Genomic DNA, 24,537 nt, shown 5'->3' with positions numbered 1-24,537 from the left:
GCGATACGTGAAAGTCACCTGGCATCATGATTTCGAGGACGAGCCAGTCGAATACTTCCACGAAGTCGGTGACGACAACTGGGAAACACGCAGAGTACAGGTCTATCGCGACGGGCATCTGGAATGGGCCGACGAAACCCACGAAACCGCAACCGCCGGAGTCGCAGAAATACCGATCGCACCAATCGAAGAGATAGCAGCACAACCCGAATTCGACGCAGAAGAAATATCCCAAGACCAATTCGAGCGCCAGTGGTCGCAAGCCCGCGCCGATCTGTAACATTTTCCCCTGCAGGGTCGCTCGGGGTTCTGTGGCCAGTGGGTGCCGTCGCCACGGTCGCAGTCGGAGATGCCTGCTGGGGTAAGTGCGTCGACTCAGCTGACGTGTGAGCGAGCGGTGATAGCTTGCGTCCATGTCCTGCGCGGGTCGATCACGCCGAAGTCATCTCCCTCAAGGGCGACAGCTATCGGCTCAACGACCGCGATCTTGGCCGCGTGCCTGCGGCCAAGACCAACGACTGACCCATCGCGCGCGACATGCGGTGCGGGCTTTCGGCCGACGTCGGATCGGTACGGCCAGTTGGTCTTCCGATGAACCGCGCTGACCGGTTCGGTCAGCGCGGTCAGCGGCATTACCGGGCGTCGGGTTTTGCTGTGCGGACAAGCGACAAAGCGGTGTACCGGAGTGTCGTCAATCGTTCAATAATTGGATGCCCGGTCGATCGGCGACGAGCTGACCTCGCCGGTGGCGGGTGCGCGGGTGATCAACGTGACACATGCAGGCCACAACAGGTCAAGCTGGGCGCCGATCTCGCCGTCGTGGTTTGCCAGCGCGCGAACCAGATTGAGCAGCACATGCTGAAGATCGCTAGCATCGGCCAGACCTACGATCGGCTGGCTCAGGTCGGTCAGAGCTAGCGTTTGGAGGAGTCGAGGTACGACAACGTCAATAATTTCGGATGCGTTGGGAACGACGTCTTGGATGCTGGTCAGCAACCCGCGGACGTAGGCCTCGACTAGCTCGTCTTGCTGTAGTCCAGCAATGACCTCACGGGAGGAGGCGCCCCATGCCGCAGGATCGGCCTTGACCGCTTCCTCCAACGCACCTGCGGCCTCATAGGTCCTGCGCGTTGCAGTTTCGGCGAGGCCACTGGGTTCGGGGCGGGCGAGTATCGCGACGACTTCCAGCGGAGGTTTCGCCGACAGACTCGCTGTGCTCAATGGGGACTCGACGACGCTGAATTCGATCTGCGGCCTCCGTTGGACGGTGAGCGGAGCGGCCGACGGCTGACCCCAGTGTGCGGAGAGCTCGTCGATTGCCTCGGTCCAGGCATCCAGGACACTATCGGGCAGAATCGCGGCCCAGCGCCATATCCGACGCCAGTCCTCAGGGACAGGACGTTCCTGACCTGGTGGGGGCGAGGGGGTTCCACACGCTTCGACCCACACTTGTCGATCTTCCTCAGCCAACTCATGTTCCAGGATGCTGTTAACGAGGATCACGTCCTCGGCTGTTGTGAGCGCGTGTGCGATCCGGGTTGCCACGTATGCGATAGCATCTGGGAGGTGCTGAGTGGTTGCGCCTGCGAAGGCTAGAGCGCGCAGACGGTCACCGACCTCGCCCTCCATGTTCTTCACCCACCCCCACAGCTCGTCGAATGCGACGTTGTGCTGCGATGCGGAAGAGATCAGCCGGGAAAGATGGTGGGCGAACAGTAGGAGTGTCGTGGGATGTTCTGCCAAATCCAGGCCGAGCGCCTCGGGATCGAGCCAGCGAGAGGCCACCGCCTCTTCGTCCTTCTTGGCCTGCAATCTGGTCTTGCTGGCAAGTATGCGCCCGCGCGCGACGAAGTTGTCTGTGGTCGATCCCGCAACCAGATGGTCAAGAATCTCGACGGTTTCGTGGTGAGCCGGGCGCGGGAAAGGACTGCAGTAATTGAGCACCACATTCGCGACGGTCTCGACGAACGGATCGGACGGCTCGGCACACGATGCTGCGTGCACGGCCAGGGATTGAACGGACTCATCGTCCCCGTGCTTGCTGGCGACATCGGTTACGATTGGCCAGCCCGCTGGGCCCAAATGGACAGCAACACGCAGTAGTTCGAATCGCGGCGCGAGCCGTTGGTCCTTGGGCAACTGCTTTATGTCGTTGAGCACCAGCTGGAGTAACTCGGTGACTTGTGCTGGGGCGGTCAGACCAAGCCCCTTGGTCAATGCGGCAGCCGGCCAAACTACATTCGGCGCAGGAATGTCGACGAGTCCCGCCGAATGCAACGGTGTGAGCCATGCCGGATCTTGTACCGCACCGAAGAAGAGCCGCAGATGGTGACTGTTGGCAACTATCCGTGCCAGCTGCTGTGTTTGTTGGATCGAGGTCCATGGCTGAGCTGCCAGATTCAGGATCTGATCCGCAACTTCGTCGGGTGGAGCGAAGACTCGGTTAAACCAATCAAGAATCCGCTCGAGCAGCTGTGCTGCCTGGTGGTCTGACAAGTCTCCGTGCAACCCCTTGTTGGCCTGTTCGAGCAGAGCCTGGAATTCCCCGATGGGATCCGCAGCACTCTCGAGCGGGGCGACACCGGCGCGTTCCTGCAGATGAGCGATCAGCTTGCGTGCATATCCGCTGGCACGGGACTTACCTGAAGCCACGGTCCGCATCACAGAGTCGAACGTCTTCCGCGCCGCCTCGTGGTCCGAGTCCGGCGTAGTGATCTGTGCTTCGTATGTTGCCCAGGCGGTCAAGACGAGGGGCAGTCCGCCCTCGGCCGGATCGTGGTTCTCGACAATCCGATTCAGGGCCTCGCGCAGGTTGTAGGCGGCACTGGCTGTAAGCCGGAGTCCGCGGGAATCGGCTTCCTGTTGTTTCAGCAGCGCCTTGGCAGTGCGTAGGCAGCGGATTACCTCGTCGGCACGCTGAGCACCCAGCTCCATGTGCAACCGGACTTGCACTGTCGGTGCCAGATCGAGCATCGGCCCAGGTTCAACCTCGATAGGCCCAACGTCGGAGTGTTCTTGCACAGGAGCAGATTAGGCGCGAGTTCGGGGGGTGCGAGATACTTTCCTGTGTTTGCATCCGTCGGTGGCAGTCACGGAAGCAATTGCGCAGCTACGCCGCTCGCTCTGCGTACCGGTCGGCGGGAGCCCCGTCAGGATCAACCGGGTGGATGGGCCGAGGTCATAGGCCGCCTGCGTGGGCTGTTCCACAGTTCTCGATACAGGCGCAGTTCCGGGTCTTCCCTCGACACGGCTTCCGAGTTCGTAGTTTTCGAGCTGATAGGTGGCCACGATGCGCTCATCGACCAATTCACCTGCCCTGGGCAATGGCGAAATCGGGCTTCTCGGCCCAGAGTTCGGGCGAGACCGGGGTTGCCCAAGCACCCAGCCGGCACCCCGACTCCAATGATCCCACTCCAGCAACTGCCCCAACGCTGTGCGGAACCGGTCGACCACCGGATGATCGGAGGGTCCGAGAAAGGGTTGGGCGCCGTTCACGGCAACCCTGTCCGAATGGGTCGGCAACGCGGCCTTGGCCGGACGCATCGCGATCCGCGCCCGCCGAATCACGACATTCATCGGCGAGCTCGCGACGAAGCTGACAAAGCTCGTCACCAACGTCGTGAAACCACTTGCCGAACGACTCAAGCCGTTGTTCGAGCGAGTCCGCAACTGGGTCAGCGCCGCGAAAATCAAAATGACTCCGTTCGCCCGACGCGACGCCGTGCTAACCGATGGGCAACTGTTCTCCCGGATGGGACCCCGCACGAACCAGGAGGTTCTCGAAAGCGGAAACCATCTGCCGATGACCCAAGAAACCATCGAGGAATACGCCCGCCGAGCCGGTGTCGACCTCACAGGCATCCGCGTAGACGTAGCAAGCTCCGCCGATGATGTGCGCTACTTCGACTACATGGAGGCCAGCGCCAGCACCGCACCAGGACATATCGCTTTGGCCCCCAGCGCATTTGCCGATGAACAGACACTGTGCGCAACTTGGTGCACGAGCGTGTCCACATCGACCAGTACGCACAAGGCAGAGTAGGAACAGCAGTGACCAGGGAACTGGAAGACGAGGCATACGCCGCCGATGAAGCGTTCTGGCAACGCTATCTCGCTGGGAAGCAAGGAGAATGAGCAGTGAGCGAATTCTATGTTGAAGACATCTTCCCGGTCAGCTTCCGACCGAACCCGTTCGTCGTCGGCCAGGCCGTTGGCGACTTCACAGCGGGCCAACAGGTCGAGTTGCGCAAGAAAGACGGAAAAACCTATCGGGGAGTCCTGGAAGCGCTCGACTTCCACCAGCCCGCGCCGGGCAAGTTCTCGCTCGTCTTCTCCACCGAGGTGTCGTCTCGAATCGAACCCGGCGACGTCGTCTACTCGGTTCCCGCCGAAAAAGGTCTCCGCCCACAGTGACTACAGACATCCAGGAATGGGAGCGGCAACTCCAACGAGAACTCACCGAGATCCGCAGCCACAGCCAGCAACTCGCCGCAGCGATCGCTGTGGTACGCGGCCGCGGCGAACTACGAGGAGTACTCGTCGAAGTCGACGCCGACGGCGACATCACCGATCTGCAGATCGCGCCAGGCGCTATGCGCTCACCCAGCAACCAACTCGCCGGGGTGCTGCGACACTGCCACCGCAAAGCATGAGCTGACGCAAAAGCCAAGGTTAAGCATCTGGTCAACAAAGCCGACCCGCGGATCCGCGACCAACTCCAACACCTGGGCGGTGGCGAACAGAAACCCCTTGATGAACAGCGTAGGCCGAGATCAGAAGCCGAGATACAAGCCGCCGACGACGCCTACTTCGAACACATGAACCAACAAGGCTGGCGGACCTAACCTACTCAGCAACAACTACGCAAGTGAAACCCCGGTGCGATTCGCTACCGAGGTTGATCCAGGTCCGAGCCGGGCCGACCATGCTCAGCCCGAGCGGCGAGGTCCGCGAATCGACTCCGCTGCCCTACCAGCGGGGCCAGGTACCCCTTGCTCTCGCCGTAGTAGTCGAACAGGCATGAGTCGCAGACGATCGTGTTGCTCGCACCGGCACCGTAAAGGGCGCCCGCCCCCTCAGAACCGGACGTGCACAATGTCTATGCATCCGGCTCAAGCAAGCCCTTGTCGGGCTGATCGTGTGCCTGGCCCTGGTCTTCTGGGATCATGCGGCGACGCGGTGATCGGCGATGAGTTTGGCCATCACGACTTGGTTGGCCTCCCAGCCGTCGGGGAACTTCGCGGGCACTGACAGGTGGACCGGGTCGGTCGAGGGATAGCTGTCGAGGAGGTCGGTGATTCCTTCGCGGGCAACGACGATGCAGGCCTGCCGGTGGCGGGAGGTGAGCACGCACAGTCGACCGGCCTCGAGGTGAAAGGAGGTGGCGTCGCGGCGGCCGGACAAGGGGTGCACCACGATCACGACCTCGAACTCGCGGCCCTGCAACCGATTCGCGGTGTTGACCACTACCCGTGCCACGTTCGGGTTGCCTGTACGGGAGAGTGCGGCCCGGACCAGGTCGGCCTGGTCGCGGTGCGCGACGCCGATGGCGATGTCGGTGGCGTCCAGCAGGCGGCCGTCGCGGTGGCGCTCGCAGGTGGCGACGGCGCCACGGTCGAGCAGTCGGCCGGCCAGGTTCGCGGCAGTCTGGATGGTTTGAGCGTCGGTGCGGGGAACGTGGCGGCGGGGCAGTTCGTGCAACGCCCATCCGGTGGTGAGGGCCATGGCGAGGGTTTCGTCGAGATCGGTGTTGCCGAAGGCTGCGGTGCGGAACTCCAAGGAACGTGTGCCGGTGTCGATTCCGGCGGTGAAGCCGCCAGTGAATGGGTAGAACGCCTCAGCGATGGTGGGGGCGGCGGTGGGCGGCAGGCGCCAGGACACGGGCAGTCGGTGCTCGGGGGTGTCCGGGTTGTGCTGGAGCATCATGGTGACGCCGTTCTGGGTCGGGTCGTGGGGCAGTCCGATCCATCGTTCGGTTCCCACGATGGTGAACGGGTCCAGCTGTCCCGGATCGCCTACGAACAGGCCCCGATCGAATCGTTCCGCGATCTGAAGCAGTGCGTCCGAGCGCATTTGGTAGGACTCGTCCAGGATCGCCCACCCGAAGCTGCCGTCGCGGACAGTAGCCCATTTGGCCGCGGTACCGATGATGATCTGGCACGCGTTCAGATCGGCGACAGCGGTGGCGACGGTCGAATTCGCCTGCACAGCTTGTGGTGCGGTGTAGGTGCTGGCGCTGAGTCGGCCGATCACGACGTCGGGGTGTTGCGCGGCCAGGCGGGCGATGAGGTCGTCGACCTGGTTGTTGGTCTGGGCCACAATGATCGGCCGCTCGTCACCCTCGACGAGGTGCCCGGCAACTCGGACCACCAGCGTGCTCTTGCCGGCCCCGGGCGGGGAGTCCACGACCACGGCTTTGTGGTCGCGCGTCGCGAGGTCGGCCAGGATCGCCGTGGTAGTTTGCTCGGCCACCACGGCGGCATCGATGCCCTTGTCGTCAGTTGTCATCGCCCCACTCCTCTGCGGTGGCCTCGTTGGGTATCGAACTGTCGGGATCCGGCGTCTCGTCGATGCTGTGTGTCCAAACCGTCTGGTCCCGTTCGGGGAACACCGGTGTGGGACGCCAGCCCGGGTCGGGTAGGTACGCAATCACCTGGCCGAGTTCGGGAACCGTTCCGGGCCTTGGGATCAGGGCGCGGCCCATACCCCCGTTGATCTCGACCGTGACCAGGCTCGCTTCGCCGTCAGGTTCGGTGTGGGTGATCACCGCCTTGTGGCCTGCGGGCATGGATGGGCTGATCAGGCGGGTGTCGTCGGCCAGCCGGGTCGGGTCGAGCGTGCGAATGGTGATGAGGGGACGCGGTACTCGCTTGTTCTTGTCGGTGGTGACGACGCGGCCGGGTTCGGCGTCCACCACGACTCCGGCGAATGCTTCTCCGTCACTGCGTCGGTCGGCCAGGACGTAGGGGTCGTCGAAGGCCATGTCGGCTTCGAGATTTTCCAGGGCACGTTCGAGTCTGCTCAGGCGTTTCGCAGCGCCGATGGCGCTGTCGCGGGTGCGTTGGGGCAGGGCGGTCCCGGAGTCCTGGTAGTCGGAGTAGCCGGTGAAGGACGCGCAGTCGCTTTCGAAGCGCTTGGCCGCTCGCGGCGCCTCGGGGACACCGCGCAGCAGGGAGATGGCGGTCCACATCAGCCGCCAGGTCGGCTTGATCTGCTCGTTGATCAGTTCCCGCATCTCGGCCTGGGCCGCCGAGGCCGCTTCGTGGTCGCCCGCTGCTCGCGCGGTGTCGGATTGTTTGATGGCGTGGGCGAGGTAGATATTGTCGAAGTCCGGTGAGGTCGCGGGACCCGCGGGTGGGCACACGCTGGGATTCTCGGCGTCGAGCAGGGCTTGTTCGACGGTGAGCCCGTCCGGGGGCGCGATCCAGGCCATCAGCGCAGCGAGGTTCTGGTCCTCGAGTGTGCTTTGGCCGGTCGCCCAGTGTTCGCTGACCATGTCGGTGACGGACATGAGCATCGATGTCCCGGCTTCCTCGGCTGTGTTGGCCAGGAAGGTCAGCCACATTCCCAGCTCTGGTACACCGGCGGGTACCGGGTAATCACCTGTGGTGCTGCGGAATCGGCAGGCGCGACCCAGATCGGCCAGGAATTTGATGCCACCGGGGTTGGGGACCAGGATCTGTGGGGCGTCGGTGTATCGGGAACGTGATTCCTGATCGCGGCCGCGAGATCCGATCTCCCGGCGATCCACGCGGCAGGAGTCGATGTAGTCCAGGACGATTCGACCCAGGTCAGCGGCGAAGGCGAACCGTTGAACCCGGTCGCGGGGCTGGCCAACGACCAGCAGCGTCGGCGACCTCTTGGACACCCCGACGATCGCCGCCAAGGGCGACCCGGCTTCGCCAGCCATGGCCAGTGGCACCACCACAAGGGGCCGGGCCGAGAGGTGTCGATGGCGGAACTTGGTCAGCGGCACCGCCGACATGGCTTCCATCGCTTCCAGGCGCGCCAGCGCCGACACTCTCGTCATCGCATACTCCCTGCTGAAGGACCGTCGGCCGACCCGACAAGCTCGGCGCGCAGTCGAGCCGCGTGCCGCAGTGCCAGCGCCATCTCGGTTTGGTCGTCGTCCGGTGTCAATTGACCGCGCGCCAGACCAAGTGCCATTGTCGCGGTGTCGATCCCGCCGAGATGCTCGCGTACCGCCGGTCCGAGAACATCGAGTGATGCGCAGGCCCGCGCGCGGGAGCGGCAGAAGAACGCCATCTCGCAATGGTTAAGACAATCCGGACGGTAGGTGGCCGGTACCTGATCCAGCGCCGCGGCCAACTCGTGGGCGGGTCGCTGCGGTTTTCCGGTGTCATCAGCGGCGAGGTCGAAAGTCAGATCCGGAGGCAGCAATTCGACCAAGTCGCCGATGCGTTCGATGCGCGCCAACTGACGGGCCAGATTGCGAACCTGCTTGCGCGCGTCGACGAACGCGCCGGTGGGGCGGTTGGTGAAGTTCTTCGGCGATACCAGAATGATCTTCTCGGAGACGGCATCAGGTTCGATCCCGGCCTCGGCGAGCATCGCCCGCAACGCGATGATGTAAGCGCACGCCTGGGTCGTGGCCGACCGCACCAGCGCCGGATCGGCCTGTCCGTCGATGATCGGGAAACTCTTGATCTCCACGACGTGGAAGCGGTCGCGGATGCGGAAGGCCACCAAGTCCGGTTCGAGGTACACCGGGTGCCCGCCGACGACGAGCTTTAGCATCGGGTGGTCGTAGAGAGTGCTGTCGCCCGCGCCGCGTGCTGCGGCCACCAGCAGCTGCGTGGTCCGGGCGTGGCGAGCCGCGGGACTGCCGTCGCCACCGACGTCCTCGAGGCCCCGGTATCCGGCCTCGCTTGGTGTGAGCTCCAGGGTTTCCCGCAGAACGCGAAGCAGTTCCGCGCAACCGTCGGCCTTGACCATTTGCTCGAAGCTGTTGCCGCGGGTGATGGCGAAGATGGATTGGCCGAATTGACTCGGGTATCCGGCGTGGGCGGCGATAGCGGCCTTGTCGGAGCCGGAAGCGTCCAGGACGGCTCGGAGGGCGCAGCGCGGGTTGTTCTCCAGTGCGGCCAGGGATCTGGCGTTGTAGGTCAGACGCGGCGCGGACCCGCGCAGCGCGTCCAACCGTTCGTCGATGACTACCTTCACGGAAGTTGGTTCCTCGAGGTGATGGGTGGGGATTCGGATGAGAGCGGGGGTCAAGCGTCGGCCTGTGCACGCCTGATCTGCTGCAGCGGCGCACCGAACAGCTGCTGGTCGGCGTTGAGCTGCTTGCGGGCCCGGCGCGCGGATCCGGTGCGTGTCGCGAGATCGGACGCGGCGTGCACCTCCAGCTCGGCCTGGGCCGCGGCGATGACCAGGTGGGGGTCCTGTCGACTGCCCTGCAGTGCCGGGTCCGTGGGCATCGCGCCGGGTATGTTGGCGGCGAATCGCCAGAGTAGGCGTAGTGCCGTCTGCGTGGGGCCGGTGTCGGTGGACTGGGCGGCCTGTACCGCCTCGGCGATGTGGATCGCGCCGGTGAGGAAATCCACGCGTGGAGACAGCGGACCGACGATCCTCTGTTCCAGTGGCCAGGTGCTGATCGTGATCAGTGCCCGCGCGGGCGAGAGCAGGTCGTGTGTCAACGCCGGGCACAGGTAGAAGGGGCGGGTGCCGGGGGCGGCGCGGTAGGAGCGTTCCTCGTCTCGGCGCAGGCTCGAGAGTTTGGCAGTGGATAGATCGCCGGGGAAGAACGCCTCGTGCACGCTGACGATCAGCTTCGGCGCCGCGGGTGCGCGCAAGAGCATCAGTGCCCGGTGGACGTGCTCGCGCGCGGGCAGCATCATCGCATGGGGCACAGGCGTTTCCGGCCGTTCGATGGCCGCCTGTTCCGTGGGGGGCTCGTCGGTTTCGAGGAGGGCATCCCAGGCGCGTTCGGCGCGACGAAGCTGGGCGCGCAGCTCGGCGACCCGTTCGGCATCACCGGCCGCGGCTGCGTCGCGGATTGCGCGGCGCAACTCGGTGATGCTCTTCTCCAACACATCCATCGGGTTGCTCATGAGCCGACCGTACCAGAGTTCCAGAAATTCTCCAGACATATTCCCGAGATTGCGGTATGGTCGGTGTCGCTCGACTCCACCAGACCGCGGCGGCGACCCACAGCCTCGCCCGCTACTTCCTTCGGAGAATCCCGTGATTGGACGCGTGTTCCACACATCCGACTGGCATCTCGGCCGTCAGATCAACCGTCATCGGCGCGACACCGAATTCGACGCTGTACTGAATGAAATCATCGACATCGCTGACGATTTCGCCCCCGACCTGATCGTGCACAGCGGCGACCTTTTCGACGGGCCCCGCCCGAGTCTGGACGACATGCGCCGCGCGGCGCACACGCTGCGCCGCCTCGGACAGATTGCGCCGGTGGTCGTGGTCTCCGGCAACCACGACACCCGATACGTCCTGAAGTTCCTGGAGTACATCCTCAACGACATGGGCACCCGCGGCGGCGCCGAGGCGCGCGTACGTTTCGCAACCGACGCACGTCCCGATGGACTTTTGATCGCCGAATACCCTGCTGCCGCAGGGGATCTGACCGTCCGCATCGGTGCGCTGCCCTACCTCCACCCCAATCGGTTCACCTACGATTTCGCCGACCCCGCGACAACGACGAGTTCCTACGCCAAGCAGATGCGGGCGGTGCAAGCCGATGTCCACCACCGACTGGCGGCCGGACGCGGCCCGCGCGACATCCTGGTGTTCGCCGCACACCTGTTCGTCGAGGGGGCCACCCCGTCCTATTCGGAGCGGTCGATCTCCCTCCAGACCGACTACGCCGTCGCCGCCGCCGGACTGCCACCGGTCGACTACGGCGCACTCGGACACATCCACAAGCCCCAGCGCCTCGACAGCATCGGCTTTCCCGCCCACTACGCCGGAAGCCCCCTGCAGATGGACTTCGGCGAAACCCGCGACATCAAGAGCGTGGTGCTGACCGAAATCGCTCCTGGACGCGATCCGCGCATCGAAGTCGTGCCACTGACTTCCGGTCGCCGCCTCGTCAAGCTCGTCGGAACATTGCAGGAGATCAGGCAACGCGCGGGACGTATCGGTGACGCCTGGGTGAAGGCAGTGGTCAACGTCGCCGAACCCACCCCGTCGCTGCCGGAAACCCTTGCGGCCCTGCTGCCCAGGGCGACAATCATCGATATCGAGGAGCATCGTCCGGGCGCGGTGAGCCGCGTGCTGGACCGCGCGGCCTCGACCGATGAACTGCCCAGCGTCGAGTACCTGCTGCACGACTATTTGGCTGACCGCAAAGTGACCGGACGCACGCTGGACCGAGTCATGGCCACCCTCGCTCACCTGCAGGCCGAACCGGATCCCACCGACCCAACGCCGTGCTGTGAGGAAACGCTACTGACCGCCGCCATCGCGGGGCACGGCCTCGACGAGGTCGATCGCGCCGGGCTGCTGGTCAACGCCGAGACCATCGGATCGGAGGCGCAGCGATGAAACCGATTACGCTGTCGCTGAACGGATTCCGCAGCTACCCCAAGCCGGTCACCATCGACTTCACCGGTAAAGGTCTGGCCGCCGCGCTCGGTGACACCGGCGCCGGCAAGAGCAGCTTGCTGGACGCCATCACCTTCGCGTTGTTCCGCAAGAGCGCCTGGGACGCCAGCGAACCGCGCCAACTCATCGCCGACAACGCCGATGCCATGAGCGTCGAACTCGTATTCCTGCACGACGGGCACCGCTGGCAGGTGCACCGAACGATGCACGCCACCAACAGCAATGGCGGACGGAACCATCTGATCAACCTGGATACCGGTGAGGAGCTCGATGGCGTGGGACCCGTCGGCGCGCGCCTGAAAACCGTGCTGCAGATGGGTTATGACACCTTCCTGCGCGTCGGGCTACTACCCCAAGGCAAATTCGACAAGCTGCTTGTCGCCCCGACCAAGGAGCGTACGACCCGGCTTCGTGAACTGTTCGGCACCGATTCCCTTGCTGACGTCCGCCAGATCGCCGCCGACCACTCCACTCGGCTCACCGGGCTGATCGGACAGGCTCAGATCAAACGCGAAGCGATGCATAGTGATCCGGCTCGAACCGCCGCCGATGCCGGCACCGCGGCCGACGCCGCCGAAGCGCGCGCCGCGCGCCTGAACACCGCGATCGATGTCATCACGAAATTGCGTGAAGAGATCTCCTCGACGCGCTCCCGCGCGGATTCGGCGACCGCCGCGGCCGATAGGCTCGCCGAGCGGACGGTGCGGGAAGCGACGGAGGCCCTGGACGCCCTCGAACCTGTCGCCGCTCGAATCGCCACACAACGAGCGGCCCTGGACCTACGTGCTGCGACGGCCGCAAAGACGGAGAAAAACCTGGCCGCGCAGATCGCGGCCATCGAGTCCGGTGGTGAAGGCCAGGACAAGCTCAACAAGGCCGCCGCGATCCTCGACAACCTCGCGACACGCACCGCGGAGCACCGCGGCGAACGCCAGCGGATCGTCGACCGCACCGCACAACTCGAGGCCGACGCCGAGCAGATCATGGCCGCCCATACGGAGCTGGCTCATCGTGCCGTTCAGGCCCAGCCTCTCATCGACGCCGCGCACGCCGCCGAGAGCCTGGCCGCCGATCTCCGCGCCCACGCTTCCACCACCCGCACCCGCGTGACCGCCGCGACGACGGCCGCCCGCCGCATCGCTGAAACCACTCGGGCCCACCGCACAGCCGTCGACGCACACACCGTCCATATTCAGACGGTCGGCGGCCTCGAGCGGAAAAACGATTCCGCCGCCGAGGATGTCGCGACCGTCGAGGCGAAACTGGATGCGCTGAAACTACGCGACCAGGCCGCCGCAATCGCCGCCGATTTGAGTCCCGGAGACGACTGCCCGGTATGCCACCAACACCTGCCGGCCACCTTCGAACCAGCATCCGAGGCAACCGCCGCCGAGACGCGTGGCGCGAAAACGCTGCTGCGCCAAGCGAAGACCGCATACGAGAAAGTCGCGGCCGAACTCGCCCAAGCCCGAGCCTCGGTCACGCTGTCCGAAGCCGCCGTGCCCAAACACGCGGACGCCGTTCGAACGGCGCACCTGGAGGCAGAGAAGGTCAGCAACGCGGTACAACAGGATTTCGCGGATCTCGCCGCCTTGGCCGCGCGGGTAGGCGGATCCTTCGACACCGAAACCGCCTGGGCGGCACTGACCGCCGCCATGACCGCCTCGGCCGAACACACCGATGAGCACAGTGCCGAACTCGAAACGATCACCAGCCCACTGCTCTCGTCGATCACCGCCTGCGAACAAGCCGCTGCCGACTACGTCGGACGACGGCATGCCGAAGCCCTTGGCCATACCGCGAGGATCGAGGCCGATCGCAAGGCGCTGGGCGCACGCGAGGCCACCAACCAGGAGGACTTGCGAGCCACCCGGGAGGCGTCGCGGCGACTGGCAAAAGCCGTGGCCGTCACCGAAACCCAGGTACGTGCTCTACCCGACAGGATCCGGGCGCTACTGCCCGACGAGGTGATCGAGATCGGGCCCGACGATGTGACCGCGGCAGGCGCGGCGGTCGCCGACCGGCTCTCGGAGGTTCGAGGAATCTCCGAAGCCCGAGAGGCCGCGCGAGCGGAGAACACCGCGGTCCTCACCGCCCGGAATGCTCTCGACCGCGAGACGCACACGCAGCTGCAAACACCGCTGACCAAGCTGCGCGAAGCTCTCGACGGATGGGCGCATGCCGCCGACAACGCCATCGCCTACCTCGACGCTGGTATTCGCCATCGCGTCCCCGAGCCGCCCAGACGGTCGGGAATCACCGAGATCCGGGAATTCGCAGCCGAGTTGGCGAAGGTCACCTCCGCTCTCGACGCCGAGCTCACCGACGCTCATATCGCCTACAGGTTCCACGCGGATACCGCAGTCGCCCGTCTCATCGAACAGGCCGCCACGCTCGCTGACATCGACGGTTTCGACGATCGCGCCGACCTGATGGCACCAAATGCGTTGCACCCGTTGGTGGAGGCGAAGACCAAGGCGGACAAAGAGGCCGAGCACTGGCGCACCGAACAGCGCACAGCGCAACAGCAAGTGCAGCCCGCCGCCGATCTCGACTTCGCTATCACCGCCGGGCGCGCCCGCCTCGAAGCACTGGAGGTGCTGCGCCGCGAACTCGTCGAGGCCAGATTCCTCGGCCACCTCACCGCCTGGAACACCCGCGCGCTCCTGGGGATCGCCAGCGAACTGCTAGGCCAGTTGACCGACGAGACGTTCGGCTTCGCCGACAATTTCGAAATCGTCAGCCGCGGCTCCGGCGTCGTCCACCACGCCAACCGGCTCTCCGGCGGCGAGAAGTTCCTCGCCTCGCTCGCGCTCGCGCTGGCACTGGCCGAGCTGCACTCCTACAGCGGTCCGCGCCTCGGCTCACTATTCCTCGACGAAGGATTCGCGACCCTGGACCGGGCCGCGTTGGAGGCGGCGCTGGATGTGCTGCGCGCTAGGGCCGGCAGCGACCGCCTCGTCATGGTGATCAGCCACTTGCACGCCGTCGCCGAAGCTGTCGACGATGTCTTGTGGGTCGAACGCGAGCCCACCGGGTCAACGGCACGCTGGCTGACGGCGACCGAACGCGACGAGCTCATCCACGCCGACCTCGCCAGCGGTCTGCAGGATCTGGCGTAACGATGGTGGCGAGCCGAGCGCTTGACACCGTATTGGTAACTGCCGGTGTTGAATTGGGGCGGGGAGGAACCCGGATGACTGAAAAAGGTGGCCGCGGTCGCGGCGAACTGAGCGAATCGCCGGAGTGGTGGCGCAATGTGGTTCCTGGTGACTGGGCGGCCTTCGCGATACCCGAGGAGCCGTATCGCGAGCGCTACTCGGCACTGCTGGCAGCCCTGGAGGAACTGAGCACTCGCGGACCCAGATCGACCCTCGCCGAGATCACAGAGCGGCTGCGGGCCGTCGGTTTTCACGATCCGATCTCCGAGGCCGAGCTCAGAGCATTGCTGGACCAGCTCGCCAAATGGGGTCTGGCCGAGCCATTCCGAGATTTCGCGGCTCCTGTTCGCAATTTCCACGGCGTCCTCGGGAGGCAGGAGGCGTGGGCGCTGACCCGTCGAGGACGTGCTGTCGTCGCCGCGGTGCGAAATGCGGTCTCTTCGGCGGACCGGGCGTTGCAGTTGCCGAGCCGACTCCTCGACAGTGTCGAGCAAACCTTACGAACACTGTTGGAGCACGTCCAGGATCCGGCTTCGCATGGTCTCCTCGATGCGGACCTCAGCAATGTCGGAACGCGCATCGCCGAGTTGCAAAGGGTGACAGCCGATTTCTACGATGCGCTCGGTCAGCTGGTGCAGTCCGATGTCACCAAGGACGAGGTCTTCGACGGCAACCGAGACCGGGTGGTCGAGGCGCTGAGACAGTTCGCGCGAGAGTACGACCGCGGCTTGGTGCGGGTCGACGCGGCGCTCACCGAGCTACGGCTGGCCGGTCACCAGCATGTCGTGCAGTGCGCAGTCGCGCATGCGGGACTGCTCGAGCCGCACACACAGCAGCGTTGGGTCACCGATCGGGTGTCACTGTTGTCGGCGTTGGAAGCCTGGTTCGTGCCGGAGGGCAGCGTGCCCAGGCTCATCGAGTCGGCATACGGTGCGGTGAACACGCTGCTCAACGCGGTCGATCGCCGCTACAACGCGCGGCTGCGCGGGTCGGACCTGTCGGTCGATTTCCGGACCATAGCGCAATCGCTACATCAGCAGATCGATGACGAGAGCGCTCGACAGGTATACGCGGCCGCGTTCGGCGACTGGCCCGCGTGGCATGTCGTGGCGGGCCCGGCGCAGGAGAACGTCGACCACGCCACGACAGCGGCAGCCGGCCAGGTGCCGTTCACGGTGGAGTTGACGCTGCGTGAGCACGAGCGGCACGGTTCCGTCGGTGGCCGACCGAGGAAGGTCGCCGACGCCACGGCGGAGCGTAAGCGAGCGCTCATGCAGGCGCGGGCCCAAGCCCAGCACCGACGCCACTGCGCGGCGGCGTTGCTGACGCCGGGCGAGGTCGAACTCGACCACTTCGCGGGACTCGACGGGGAGACCGCAGCTGTGTTGTTCGACGCGCTGCAACTGGCCTTGGACATGATCGACCCCGCCACCGGAATCGGACAAGTCGAGGCCTACGAAGCAGGCGTACTCATCGGCGTCCGGATCGTCGACCGTCATGAGCGAGTGGTAGTGCCACTGGACGAAGGCGAGCTGAGCGCGCCCCACCTTCGGGTGACCGTAGTGTCCGCCGAGGCGGAGCTTCCCGCTCCGACAGTGCGGGCCGACTCGACATCAACCGCGAATGCAGGTGTCGCATGAGACAGGACGCGCTGCTCGATCCCGACCTCGCCGAGCCGGCGCGCCGACTGATCGCTCAGGCCCGATTGCTGGCCGAACGCGAACCCGAGCTGTATCGGGCCGCGGTTCGTGGACGCGGCGAGCTGACGAGGTTCTTCGCCGCCGAACTCGGGTGGACTCTGGACGTCTACGAACCGGCCGACATGGTCCGGTTGCACAAACGCAGGCACGACGTGCCCGGCGAGCGCGGGCCGCGACTGCGCCGATCGGGCCGGGATCAGACCGTAGCGCCCCGCCTCGTGTTGATCGTGGCAGCCCTGGTCTGCGAACAGCTGTGGCGCCGACCGCGGATGACGTTGAACGACCTGTTGCAGGCGGTGGCGCAGGTGTGCGCGGCCGACAGCGAGCAGGGTCTGTTGCCGCAGTTCGCGGTGGTGCCGGGCGATGGCGTGTCCAAGCGGGAAGCGCACGCCAATCGGCAGAGCCTGGTCGACGCCCTTCGGCTGCTCGAGGCTGATGGAACGGTCACCGTCGAAGGAGATTTGGATCAGACCGCCGAGGACGGCACCGGTGACGGAGTCGTCGCGGCGTCGAGGGACCGACTGGCGGCGAAGTTCTCTTCGCTCTCGCCCTCGTTGCTCAAGCTGTCGCAGCTTCCGCCACATCAGCACGCCATGGCCCTGACCGCTGACACCGCGGACATCGACTCCGAGTCCCCGTCGATAGACCAGTCCATTTCGACACCGGACGGTCGGGGTGGACGCGACGACACGACCCGCAGACGTCAGCAGGCGATCCGGCGACTGGTCGACGACCCGGGAACAGACCCGCGCTGCGACGACTACCTGCAAACCTCGCCCGGCCGCAATCGCGCACTCAACGTGCTGCACGCGCTGGGGTTGGTGGGTGTTGTCCGGCGCGACTGGTGGCAGGTTACTGATCCCTCCGGGCTCGGCAGCGCGCTGGACTTTCCCACCGGGCGACGCAATGAACGGCAAGCCGCTCTGGCACTGCTCGAGCACCTTTCGCGCCGCCCGCTGACCGACGACGGGCACGAGCGACCCATTGAGATCGGCGAGGCGGTGCGTCTGTTCGAGCAAGTGCGGGCTCGGATACCGCGGTGGGCAGCGGCATACGTCCAGCTGTCCCTGCTGGCGGAGGCTGCCGCGCGCGAGCTGGCCGATGCGGGATTCCTGATTCGAGTCGCACCGATCGACGGCACGTCCGAGGGTGACAACGACAACGAAAGCCGTTGGCTGCCCACCCCCGCGGTGCGGATGTGGCGAATCAAGCTCAACGCCCACGCCCCGGACTCGAGCGAAGAGCCGACCGACAAGACCGTCGATCCGGCCCCGCTGTTGCTGTTCGACAATTCCGAAGGAGCGCACTGAATGTCCACGGATATGTTTCGCACCGAAACCGCCACGGACTCACCCGTTTACGGGATTCCCGGGGTCACTGGCCGCTGGCAGCCCACCCGTGCCGGGGTGCTCAACAGCTGGAAATGGACCGACGAGGAGTTCCAGTTCGCCGACGGCTGGCTTGCGTTCATCGGCCGCAATGGCTCGGGCAAATCCTTGACCGCTTCCCAGCTTGTCACCGTCCTGCTCGATGGTGACACCTCGCAAACCGCACTCAGCGTCTCCGGCCGTGCGGCGGGGACCCTGATGAGTCGGCATACCGACAATCGTGACAAGGACGACAAGACGGGGGTGTGGTGGCTCGAATACGGCCGAACAGATCCCGTCACCGGTGCGACCGAGTATGTGACGACGGGTCTGTGGCTCCGCTCGTCCGGGCAATCGTTGCTGCGCGCGTTCTTCCTGGTCCCGGCCAGAGTCGGCGAAGAACTCACCCTCCAGATCGACCGCAACGCGGTGTCCATCGACCGCCTGGCCGAGCAACTCGCCGCCCGCGGCGGCGAACTCTTCACCGACGCACAGCGTCTCAGGCCGAAAGCGGCCGCGCACCTAAGTTCCATCGGTGCCGAGTTGGGATACCGCACGGCGGTGCGCACACGATTGTTCGCACCGCTCGACGAACTCCAATACGACGCGCTGCTCAGTGTCCTGCGCACGTTACGCAGCGTCCGGACCGCGGAGAAGATCTCCGCACGCGAGATGCTCGATGTGCTCACCAGTGCGTTGCCCGCCCTCGACCAGGGAAAGATGCGCGAAATCGCCACGGCGATGCAACGAATCGCCACCCTGGAGAGTCAACTGGCCGACACGACGGAGCAAGCGAAGAAGCTCGCCGCAACCGACCGGGTGTACGAGCTATACCGGAGGGCGGTCGCATTGACCGTCGCCGCGGCATTGCGGTCGGCGAACACCGATTTCGACAACCTCACCCGTTCCGAGCGAACCGCGGAAAAAGAACTCGGTGACGCCTTATCGATCATCGAGCAACAACAGAAGGCCTTGAAGCAGGCCAAATTCGAGGTTTCCCGGCTCGAGGGCGAAGTTCGTGCCGCCGAGACAGCCTTGCGTGACCATGCCGGTGCCGAACTCCCCCACCTCGAACAGCGCGCCAAGGACCTGGACACCTCCGCGGCGTCCGCCGAGGAGCGAGCAGAGCAAGGACGAAGCGACGCGGTCGCCGCGAGTGCGACTGCGGCGCAGGCCGATCGAGACGCCGTCGCAGCGCAACAGAGCCTGACGAAGGCGGTGCAAGAGTTGTCCCGGACCGGCGGCGCAATCGCTGCTGAGAGCGTTCTGACAAGACTCGTATCGACCGCCGAGGAGCTGGCCCGTCCTGACCAGCTCGATCCGGATGCCGTGGCATCGAGCGACATTCCGGTCGACGAAATCGCCACCACCCCCTTGGAATGGGTTCGTATGCGTCGAGGCCAGGTCGAGGAGGTCAGCGGCGCGCTCGGCGCGCTGGGTGCGGCGAATCGGACTGCGACCGACGCCGCCGACGAGCACCGCGCGGCGCAGGATGAGGCCGAACGACGCGACGCCGCACTGTCCGAATGCGTCACGGCGCGCAGCACGATCGAGCAGCAACTCGACACCGCGATCACCGCATGGCAGCAAACCACCGAATTCTTTCCGCCGGTACCCGACGCTTTGCTCGAACCGGACCCGATCGAGGGCCGGGTCGATCCGGCGCGGCTCACGGCGTGGCTCGACCAGCAGGCCGGTGCAATTCGGGATCGGCTCGACGTCCCCGGTCACCGCGTTCGCAAAACCGCTGCCGATGACGCCGCGAACCGAGCCGCAGCATTCGCCTCGGACCAGAAGACGGCTGCCGACAAAGCTGCCGACGCTGTCGTGAAGGTGAAGACTCGTTACGACGAGCACTGCCAGCAGAACCTCATCGCCGACGAGTCCGAGGCCCGCACCGAACGCCAGGCCGAGCTGGAACACGACCGTCTGGTCGACGCCGCGCGGGAGCACCGGCATATGGCGATCGTCGAGCAACTCGACCGTACTGAGGAGGCACTGCGGGCGCTCGTCGACTGGTCAGATGGTGTCCGGAATTGGCGATCCGGCCTGCAGCACCTGGGTGGCGACTGGACGATTAGGTCGCAACTGCCCACTACCGATCCGCAAGAGATGCTCACCGAGCTGAGCGCGGCCAGAACCCAGGCAAGCGAGGATCGGCTCGATCGCACCACGCCCCCGGTAGCTGTCGCCGATCGATCGCTGTCGGTGCTCGCCGACTACGACGACGGACCCTTACAGGCGGCGATGGCCGAGGCGGCCCAAACCGCGGTCGCCCGATTGAACCGTCGGCTCGCCGAGGCCGATCACGACGTGGACCAGCGCCGAGAACGGGTCGACGAGACGAGCGCGGAGCTCCTCGACGCCAGGCGAGCGCCGCTTCCGCCGACAGCCCCGAACTGGCGGACCCGTTCGGATGGCAGTCCGCTGTGGTCGCTGATCAACTTCTATGACGATATCCCCGCTGACCTCCGAAACCGTTGCGAGGGCGCACTTCTGGTTTCCGGGATCCTGGACGCCGTCGTCACCGCAGACGGCCGGGCACGCGTCGGCGACACCGTTCTAACGGGCAACCCACCCGTTCACGGACCCAACCTCGCCGATCTACTCACCGTCGAACCCGACAGCCCGATCGACCCGGCAGTGACAGTGTCAGTGCTACGCAGCATCTCCTTCGTCGATTCTGTGGAAGGCACCACTGTTCAGTCCGGCGTGCTGACCGCAGCCGCGCCGACCAACTACACCTGTCGCTACATCGGGACTACAGCACGAGAACGAGCTCGCGCGGAACGGATCGCCGATCTCGAAACCCGGCTCGAAGGATTCACCGCCGAACTCGAATCCGCCCTGCTCGAACGGCAGCGATGCCAGGACGCGATAGCCGAGGCGCATGCCGAGCAGGAATCGTTACCCTCGTCAGCGCCTTGGAAGGCCGCTCGCTCGAACGCGCGCACGGCGCAGGGCGCCGCACACACCGCTGATCACGAAGCCGCCGAACGCCATTCACGCGCAGACGCCGATTTGCGTTCCGTCCGCGACACCTTGGCCGCGGCGCGACGCGCCCGCACCGACTCCCTCGCCGCCGTAGGCAACGAAGTCGACACCGCGCGTGCACTGGCACAGCAGGCCGAAGACTCGGCGGCCAACGCAGCCGAGAAGGCCGAGGAAGCAACCGAATTCGCGGTCCTAGCCGCAGCACGGCTCGAGGACGCGGCAGCGGCACAAAACCGCACCGACGACGATCAGCGCAGGTTCCCATCGCTGGAAGTCCTGTTCGACGCCCTTGCCGAAGAGGACGACGCCGCCCAACAGTTGACCACCGCTCGAACCCAGGTCGTCACCACCACAGAACGGCTTCGTAGAGCACAGGCCAAGTCGAGGCAGGCGCTGCTGGCTTTGAACCGGGCGGTGGACCTGGGCGAGGGCCGGATGCTGCCGACGGACCGCGCCGCGTTGAAGAACTTCTCGAGCTCGCTCACGCAGCTTTTCGAGCAGGTACACACCTGGCAGCGCTGCATCGACCGAGCGCTGAACCTGTGTGCCCGAGCACGCACATCGACCGCCACGTCGCTCAAGCTCCACAAACGCGCCGACAGGCAGTCAGAGGAAGCGACCAATGCGCGAGCGGAGGCGCTGTCCGAAGCCGCAACCGTCGCCCAGATGCGCGAACTTCACGGTGCCGCGTACGAGCAGCTGCGCCACGCACTTACAGAGTCGACGACAGCTTATGAGAACGCGCAAACGCATGCCGAAGAAGTCCGCGACGAGATCCATCGAGCCGAAGTGGCGGCGTCGGGTGCGCGCAGCACCCTCGAAAACATTGCGCCGCAACGTAAACAGGCAGAACTGGGGCGCGAACGATGCCTGCGGCAGATGAATCGGCTCGTCGACGAGCACATCGCGACCGTCGACGACGACATCCCCGTCGACGTGGCCGGGCGACCGACCAATCTCACCGCGGCCCTGGCGTGGGGCACGAGCATGCTGGCGGCCGAGCCGCGCGCCTACCCCCGTGACGAACTCGCCAAGCTGCTCGAGAATCGGCGCGTCCGATTGGAGGCCGAAGCCAAGAAGACCAGCACCGAGCTGGTCCGATTCGACCGGCAGGTGACGCTGCAGACCATCCCGGGAACCGATTGGCGCAGGGCGGTCGTCGCCGCCCCGGACGCCTTGATCGGCGAAGACCTGCACGAGACGGTCATGACGCTGCAGCAGACCGCCGAGCAGCTGCAGCGCGACCTGCGAGACGACGTGAAGAACACGCTCAAGACGAGTATGTTCACGGCGCTGCGCCGAGAGATCGCCACCCGTCGGGCCGCCGCGCAAGAACTGGTCCGGCAGATCCGCGCCACGCTCGCCGGCGTGCGCACAGGTGTGGCTCGAGTAGGCGTCGAAGTCGACTGGAAAGTCAAGTCCGATCCCGACGCTCAGAAGATGATCGAGCTGGTCAGTGCTTTGCCGTCGGATGAAACTTTCCAGCAGATGTACGACGTGCTGCGCCAGCGGCTCGAAGACGCGACCGGAGACACCTGGGAGGCCCGCGTCGCGCATACCTTCGACTACCGCGTCTGGCACGAGTGGGACATCAAGGTCACCCATGCCTCGTTCGGCGACGGTGCGACCGAGGTATTCCGACCGCTCACGGCCCGCACGAACCCGCTCGCCTCGTTCAGCACCGGTGAAATGCGGTTGGCGACAATGCTTCCGTTGTTGGCGGCCGCCTGGTCGATGTACGGAACACCGGACTACCAAGGCCCGCGGCTGTTGTTCGTCGACGAGATGAACGCCGCGTTCGACCCGCAAAACGTCCGAAAGTTGCTGGCGCTGCTTCGGAAATGGAACTTCGATGTTCTCTCGACCGCGCCGGAGATGAGCGCCATGCTCAAGGCCGAGGCTGAACGGGTCATGATCGCTCAGGTGACTCACTCGGGTGATGTGCGGGTCGTGATGCCCTGGCTCTGGACCGGTTCGGGTCAGCCAGTGCTGATCGCCGAAGGCATCGGGAACACGGCGGAACTGTCGTGACGGAACCACAAATGCCACACACCGTCCGAGAGCTCGCCGATGACGCGGATCTGCTCCCGCTGTGGGAGGCGGTTCACGAACGACTTTGTGCAGGAACCAAACCAGCACGGATCGCGACGATCACCGTTTCCAACATGCCTGCCGGTGGTGTGGCTGTACTGAGGAACTGGCTCGACATAAGCACCCGTCGCCGACGTGGGAACTCGGCGGTCTCGACCGCGGGCAACCAAACGCAGGTGCCCTTGCGAGAACTACTCGACCATTTTGGTTTGGATCCCGAGCAATTACCGGTGATTGCGGCCCTGGCGGTAGGTCGGCCAGTGGTTAACCGAGCGCTGGCTCGCGCGGTCAGCGCCACTGCGCGAGAACAGCTCTGGGCTCAGGTCGAATCCGACCTGGCGGCGGTTCCACGATTGGCTCGCCGGATCTGTGCCAGCGGGGTCGCCGAGTCGGACATCGAGGCGATCGCTCTGCAATGTCAACGGCTCAAAGCCGCCCTGATCGCGATCGACACCCTACGAGGATCGGTGGCCGCACCGTTGACCTTGGCGAAGCTAGCGCACGACTGCGCAGGCGATCCCCACGCCTTCGATCTGGACACCCTCACTGGACGGCGTCTGGTGGAGGCAGTTGCGGAGCTACTCGACGAGCCGGAACCCACCCGGCCTGACGCGGTGCGTGCTCTACTGGCCCGAGTCGGCATTCTCGCCGACCGCCTCTCTTCGTCCGTGCTAGTGCTCAACCTACAGGCCTCGGGAAACGGGATCGTGGACCAACGCCTTCGGCTCGGCGGGGGACCACTGCCGCTGACCCTGTACGACCTCACTGTCCATCCGCCGGACCTCGAGGCAACTCCGCTACTTGTGGTTGAAAATCCATCGGTTCTCGAAGCAGCTCTTGCAATTGGATTTACCAAGCCACTGGCCTGCACCAGTGGGCATCTACGAGCCGTCGATCACGCTTTCCTCCAACGAGCCCTCGATTGCGAAGTGCCCTTGTCCTATTCGGGCGACCTCGACCGGGACGGGCTGATCATCGCCGGTCAGATCCGGGATCTCTATGGAGCGCGAATCGTTGGGATGAACGAGGAGGTCGTCCGACAAGCCGGATCCTGTCCGTCAACGGTGTCGCTGAACGCTCTTCCGCCTGTACTCCCGGCGGAGCTGGCAGTGGCGCTTACCGAAACCGGCAGGGCGGTCTTCCAAGAGAACGACGCTGTCCTGCAAGCCCTGCTCACCTGACGGAGACGTGTCCAGAAGTCGAAGCGACAGCCAAATCGAGAGGGCGCATCCCGAGATGGACAATTCGCCGAGACGATCCACGGTCTCTACAAGACCGAGTTGATCAAACCACGCGGCCAGTGGCGAGCTGGGGCACTCCCGCGAGGGATCACCGAGCGGCACTACATCGCGTCACCCCGGCAGGCACCGAACTCATCGGCGGTGCTGGAGCGGGGATTCGGCGCGGCGGCCCGCTGACGAACGTTGTAGCGCTGAATTTTTGGTGTTTTCTTGGAAATGGTCCAATCCAACGGATGAAACGAATCAGGCCCCTGACCAGATTGCCTGGTCAGGGGCCTGATTTTGCTCCCCCATCTGGACTCGAACCAGAAACCTGGCGTTGCCGTAGCCATTCCCGGCAGCCGGACCAAACCGTCGGACATGAAGTGAAATCGTGCTCAAGGCCAGGTGTCAG

The 24,537-nt window shown here is 65.2% G+C and carries 16 protein-coding genes and 1 pseudogene; 11 read left to right on the top strand and 6 right to left on the bottom strand.

Going from position 1 to position 24,537, the window contains the following annotated elements:
* Positions 1 to 7: 7 nt before the first annotated feature.
* The gene (locus AB0L63_RS03885) at positions 8 to 280 is read left to right on the top strand and encodes a hypothetical protein (RefSeq protein WP_364494220.1); all 273 of its coding nucleotides are present in this window, start codon (positions 8 to 10) and stop codon (positions 278 to 280) included.
* 146 nt (positions 281 to 426) lie between these two features.
* Positions 427 to 522 (top strand): annotated as a pseudogene (locus AB0L63_RS03880) (IS21-like element ISAau2 family helper ATPase IstB); the annotation flags it as partial.
* Between the two features lie 177 nt (positions 523 to 699).
* Here AB0L63_RS03880 and AB0L63_RS03875 read toward each other — a convergent pair.
* A complete protein-coding gene (locus AB0L63_RS03875; protein ID WP_364494217.1) occupies positions 700 to 2,973 on the bottom strand; it encodes a hypothetical protein in 2,274 nt (757 codons plus the stop codon).
* Between the two features lie 556 nt (positions 2,974 to 3,529).
* On the opposite strand from AB0L63_RS03875, the gene AB0L63_RS03870 reads away from it, so the two are divergent.
* The 3 genes from AB0L63_RS03870 to AB0L63_RS03860 all read left to right on the top strand — a co-directional run bounded on the left by AB0L63_RS03870 (position 3,530) and on the right by AB0L63_RS03860 (position 4,652).
* The gene (locus AB0L63_RS03870) at positions 3,530 to 4,042 is read left to right on the top strand and encodes a hypothetical protein (RefSeq protein ID WP_364494215.1); all 513 of its coding nucleotides are present in this window, start codon (positions 3,530 to 3,532) and stop codon (positions 4,040 to 4,042) included.
* Positions 4,043 to 4,137: 95 nt separating this feature from the next.
* Positions 4,138 to 4,413, top strand: coding sequence for a hypothetical protein (locus AB0L63_RS03865; protein WP_364494213.1), 276 nt, complete (start codon positions 4,138 to 4,140; stop codon positions 4,411 to 4,413).
* Positions 4,410 to 4,652: a hypothetical protein gene (locus tag AB0L63_RS03860; protein WP_364494210.1), complete on the top strand. Its 243-nt coding sequence runs from the start codon at positions 4,410 to 4,412 to the stop codon at positions 4,650 to 4,652. The genes AB0L63_RS03865 and AB0L63_RS03860 overlap by 4 nt, the downstream gene beginning before the upstream one ends.
* A gap of 511 nt (positions 4,653 to 5,163) precedes the next feature.
* Here AB0L63_RS03860 and AB0L63_RS03855 read toward each other — a convergent pair.
* From AB0L63_RS03855 to AB0L63_RS03840, 4 genes are read right to left on the bottom strand one after another with little or no spacing between them, the layout of a single operon-like run.
* The gene (locus AB0L63_RS03855) at positions 5,164 to 6,507 is read right to left on the bottom strand and encodes an AAA domain-containing protein (RefSeq protein WP_364494207.1); all 1,344 of its coding nucleotides are present in this window, start codon (positions 6,505 to 6,507) and stop codon (positions 5,164 to 5,166) included.
* Positions 6,497 to 8,029 (bottom strand): hypothetical protein, encoded by a 1,533-nt coding sequence (locus AB0L63_RS03850; RefSeq protein WP_364494205.1) that lies wholly within the window; start codon positions 8,027 to 8,029, stop codon positions 6,497 to 6,499. The genes AB0L63_RS03855 and AB0L63_RS03850 overlap by 11 nt, the downstream gene beginning before the upstream one ends.
* The gene (locus AB0L63_RS03845; protein ID WP_364494202.1) at positions 8,026 to 9,183 is read right to left on the bottom strand and encodes a hypothetical protein; all 1,158 of its coding nucleotides are present in this window, start codon (positions 9,181 to 9,183) and stop codon (positions 8,026 to 8,028) included. Before AB0L63_RS03845 ends, AB0L63_RS03850 begins: the two co-directional genes overlap by 4 nt.
* 50 nt (positions 9,184 to 9,233) lie before the next feature.
* A complete protein-coding gene (locus AB0L63_RS03840) occupies positions 9,234 to 10,073 on the bottom strand; it encodes a hypothetical protein (RefSeq protein ID WP_364494199.1) in 840 nt (279 codons plus the stop codon).
* Between the two features lie 133 nt (positions 10,074 to 10,206).
* On the opposite strand from AB0L63_RS03840, the gene AB0L63_RS03835 reads away from it, so the two are divergent.
* The 6 genes from AB0L63_RS03835 (at position 10,207) to AB0L63_RS03810 (ending at position 24,083) form a co-directional block, all read left to right on the top strand.
* Positions 10,207 to 11,529, top strand: a complete 1,323-nt coding sequence (locus AB0L63_RS03835; RefSeq protein WP_364494196.1) for an exonuclease SbcCD subunit D — start codon at positions 10,207 to 10,209, stop codon at positions 11,527 to 11,529.
* A complete protein-coding gene (locus AB0L63_RS03830; protein WP_364494193.1) occupies positions 11,526 to 14,711 on the top strand; it encodes an SMC family ATPase in 3,186 nt (1,061 codons plus the stop codon). The genes AB0L63_RS03835 and AB0L63_RS03830 overlap by 4 nt, the downstream gene beginning before the upstream one ends.
* Positions 14,712 to 14,785: 74 nt before the next feature.
* Positions 14,786 to 16,390, top strand: coding sequence for a DUF2397 family protein (locus tag AB0L63_RS03825; protein ID WP_364494191.1), 1,605 nt, complete (start codon positions 14,786 to 14,788; stop codon positions 16,388 to 16,390).
* Complete coding sequence (locus tag AB0L63_RS03820) at positions 16,387 to 17,760, top strand: DUF2398 family protein (protein ID WP_364494188.1); 1,374 nt, start codon at positions 16,387 to 16,389, stop codon at positions 17,758 to 17,760. Before AB0L63_RS03825 ends, AB0L63_RS03820 begins: the two co-directional genes overlap by 4 nt.
* On the top strand, positions 17,761 to 22,842 hold the full coding sequence (locus AB0L63_RS03815) for an SbcC/MukB-like Walker B domain-containing protein (protein WP_364494185.1): 5,082 nt from the start codon (positions 17,761 to 17,763) through the stop codon (positions 22,840 to 22,842).
* A gap of 11 nt (positions 22,843 to 22,853) precedes the next feature.
* Positions 22,854 to 24,083, top strand: coding sequence for a TIGR02679 domain-containing protein (locus tag AB0L63_RS03810; RefSeq protein ID WP_364494182.1), 1,230 nt, complete (start codon positions 22,854 to 22,856; stop codon positions 24,081 to 24,083).
* A gap of 161 nt (positions 24,084 to 24,244) precedes the next feature.
* Here the strand turns inward: AB0L63_RS03810 and AB0L63_RS03805 are convergent, their stop codons facing one another.
* Positions 24,245 to 24,505, bottom strand: a complete 261-nt coding sequence (locus AB0L63_RS03805) for a hypothetical protein (protein ID WP_364494179.1) — start codon at positions 24,503 to 24,505, stop codon at positions 24,245 to 24,247.
* Between the last annotated feature and the right edge of the window lie 32 nt (positions 24,506 to 24,537).

The sequence above is a fragment of the Nocardia sp. NPDC051990 genome (genome assembly GCF_040680755.1).
GTDB lineage: Bacteria > Actinomycetota > Actinomycetes > Mycobacteriales > Mycobacteriaceae > Nocardia.
This window is presented reverse-complemented; position numbering and strand designations above follow the sequence as displayed.

What these genes read in the sequence shown, in the direction of transcription:
- AB0L63_RS03875 (WP_364494217.1), bottom strand. Translation starts at nt 2,973, where the DNA reads ATGCTCGATCTGGCACCGACAGTGCAAGTCCGGTTGCACATGGAGCTG.
- AB0L63_RS03855 (WP_364494207.1), bottom strand. Translation starts at nt 6,507, where the DNA reads ATGACAACTGACGACAAGGGCATCGATGCCGCCGTGGTGGCCGAGCAA.
- AB0L63_RS03850 (WP_364494205.1), bottom strand. Translation starts at nt 8,029, where the DNA reads ATGACGAGAGTGTCGGCGCTGGCGCGCCTGGAAGCGATGGAAGCCATG.
- AB0L63_RS03840 (WP_364494199.1), bottom strand. Translation starts at nt 10,073, where the DNA reads ATGAGCAACCCGATGGATGTGTTGGAGAAGAGCATCACCGAGTTGCGC.
- AB0L63_RS03830 (WP_364494193.1), top strand. Translation starts at nt 11,526, where the DNA reads ATGAAACCGATTACGCTGTCGCTGAACGGATTCCGCAGCTACCCCAAG.
- AB0L63_RS03825 (WP_364494191.1), top strand. Translation starts at nt 14,786, where the DNA reads ATGACTGAAAAAGGTGGCCGCGGTCGCGGCGAACTGAGCGAATCGCCG.
- AB0L63_RS03820 (WP_364494188.1), top strand. Translation starts at nt 16,387, where the DNA reads ATGAGACAGGACGCGCTGCTCGATCCCGACCTCGCCGAGCCGGCGCGC.
- AB0L63_RS03815 (WP_364494185.1), top strand. Translation starts at nt 17,761, where the DNA reads ATGTCCACGGATATGTTTCGCACCGAAACCGCCACGGACTCACCCGTT.
- AB0L63_RS03810 (WP_364494182.1), top strand. Translation starts at nt 22,854, where the DNA reads ATGCCACACACCGTCCGAGAGCTCGCCGATGACGCGGATCTGCTCCCG.
- AB0L63_RS03805 (WP_364494179.1), bottom strand. Translation starts at nt 24,505, where the DNA reads ATGTCCGACGGTTTGGTCCGGCTGCCGGGAATGGCTACGGCAACGCCA.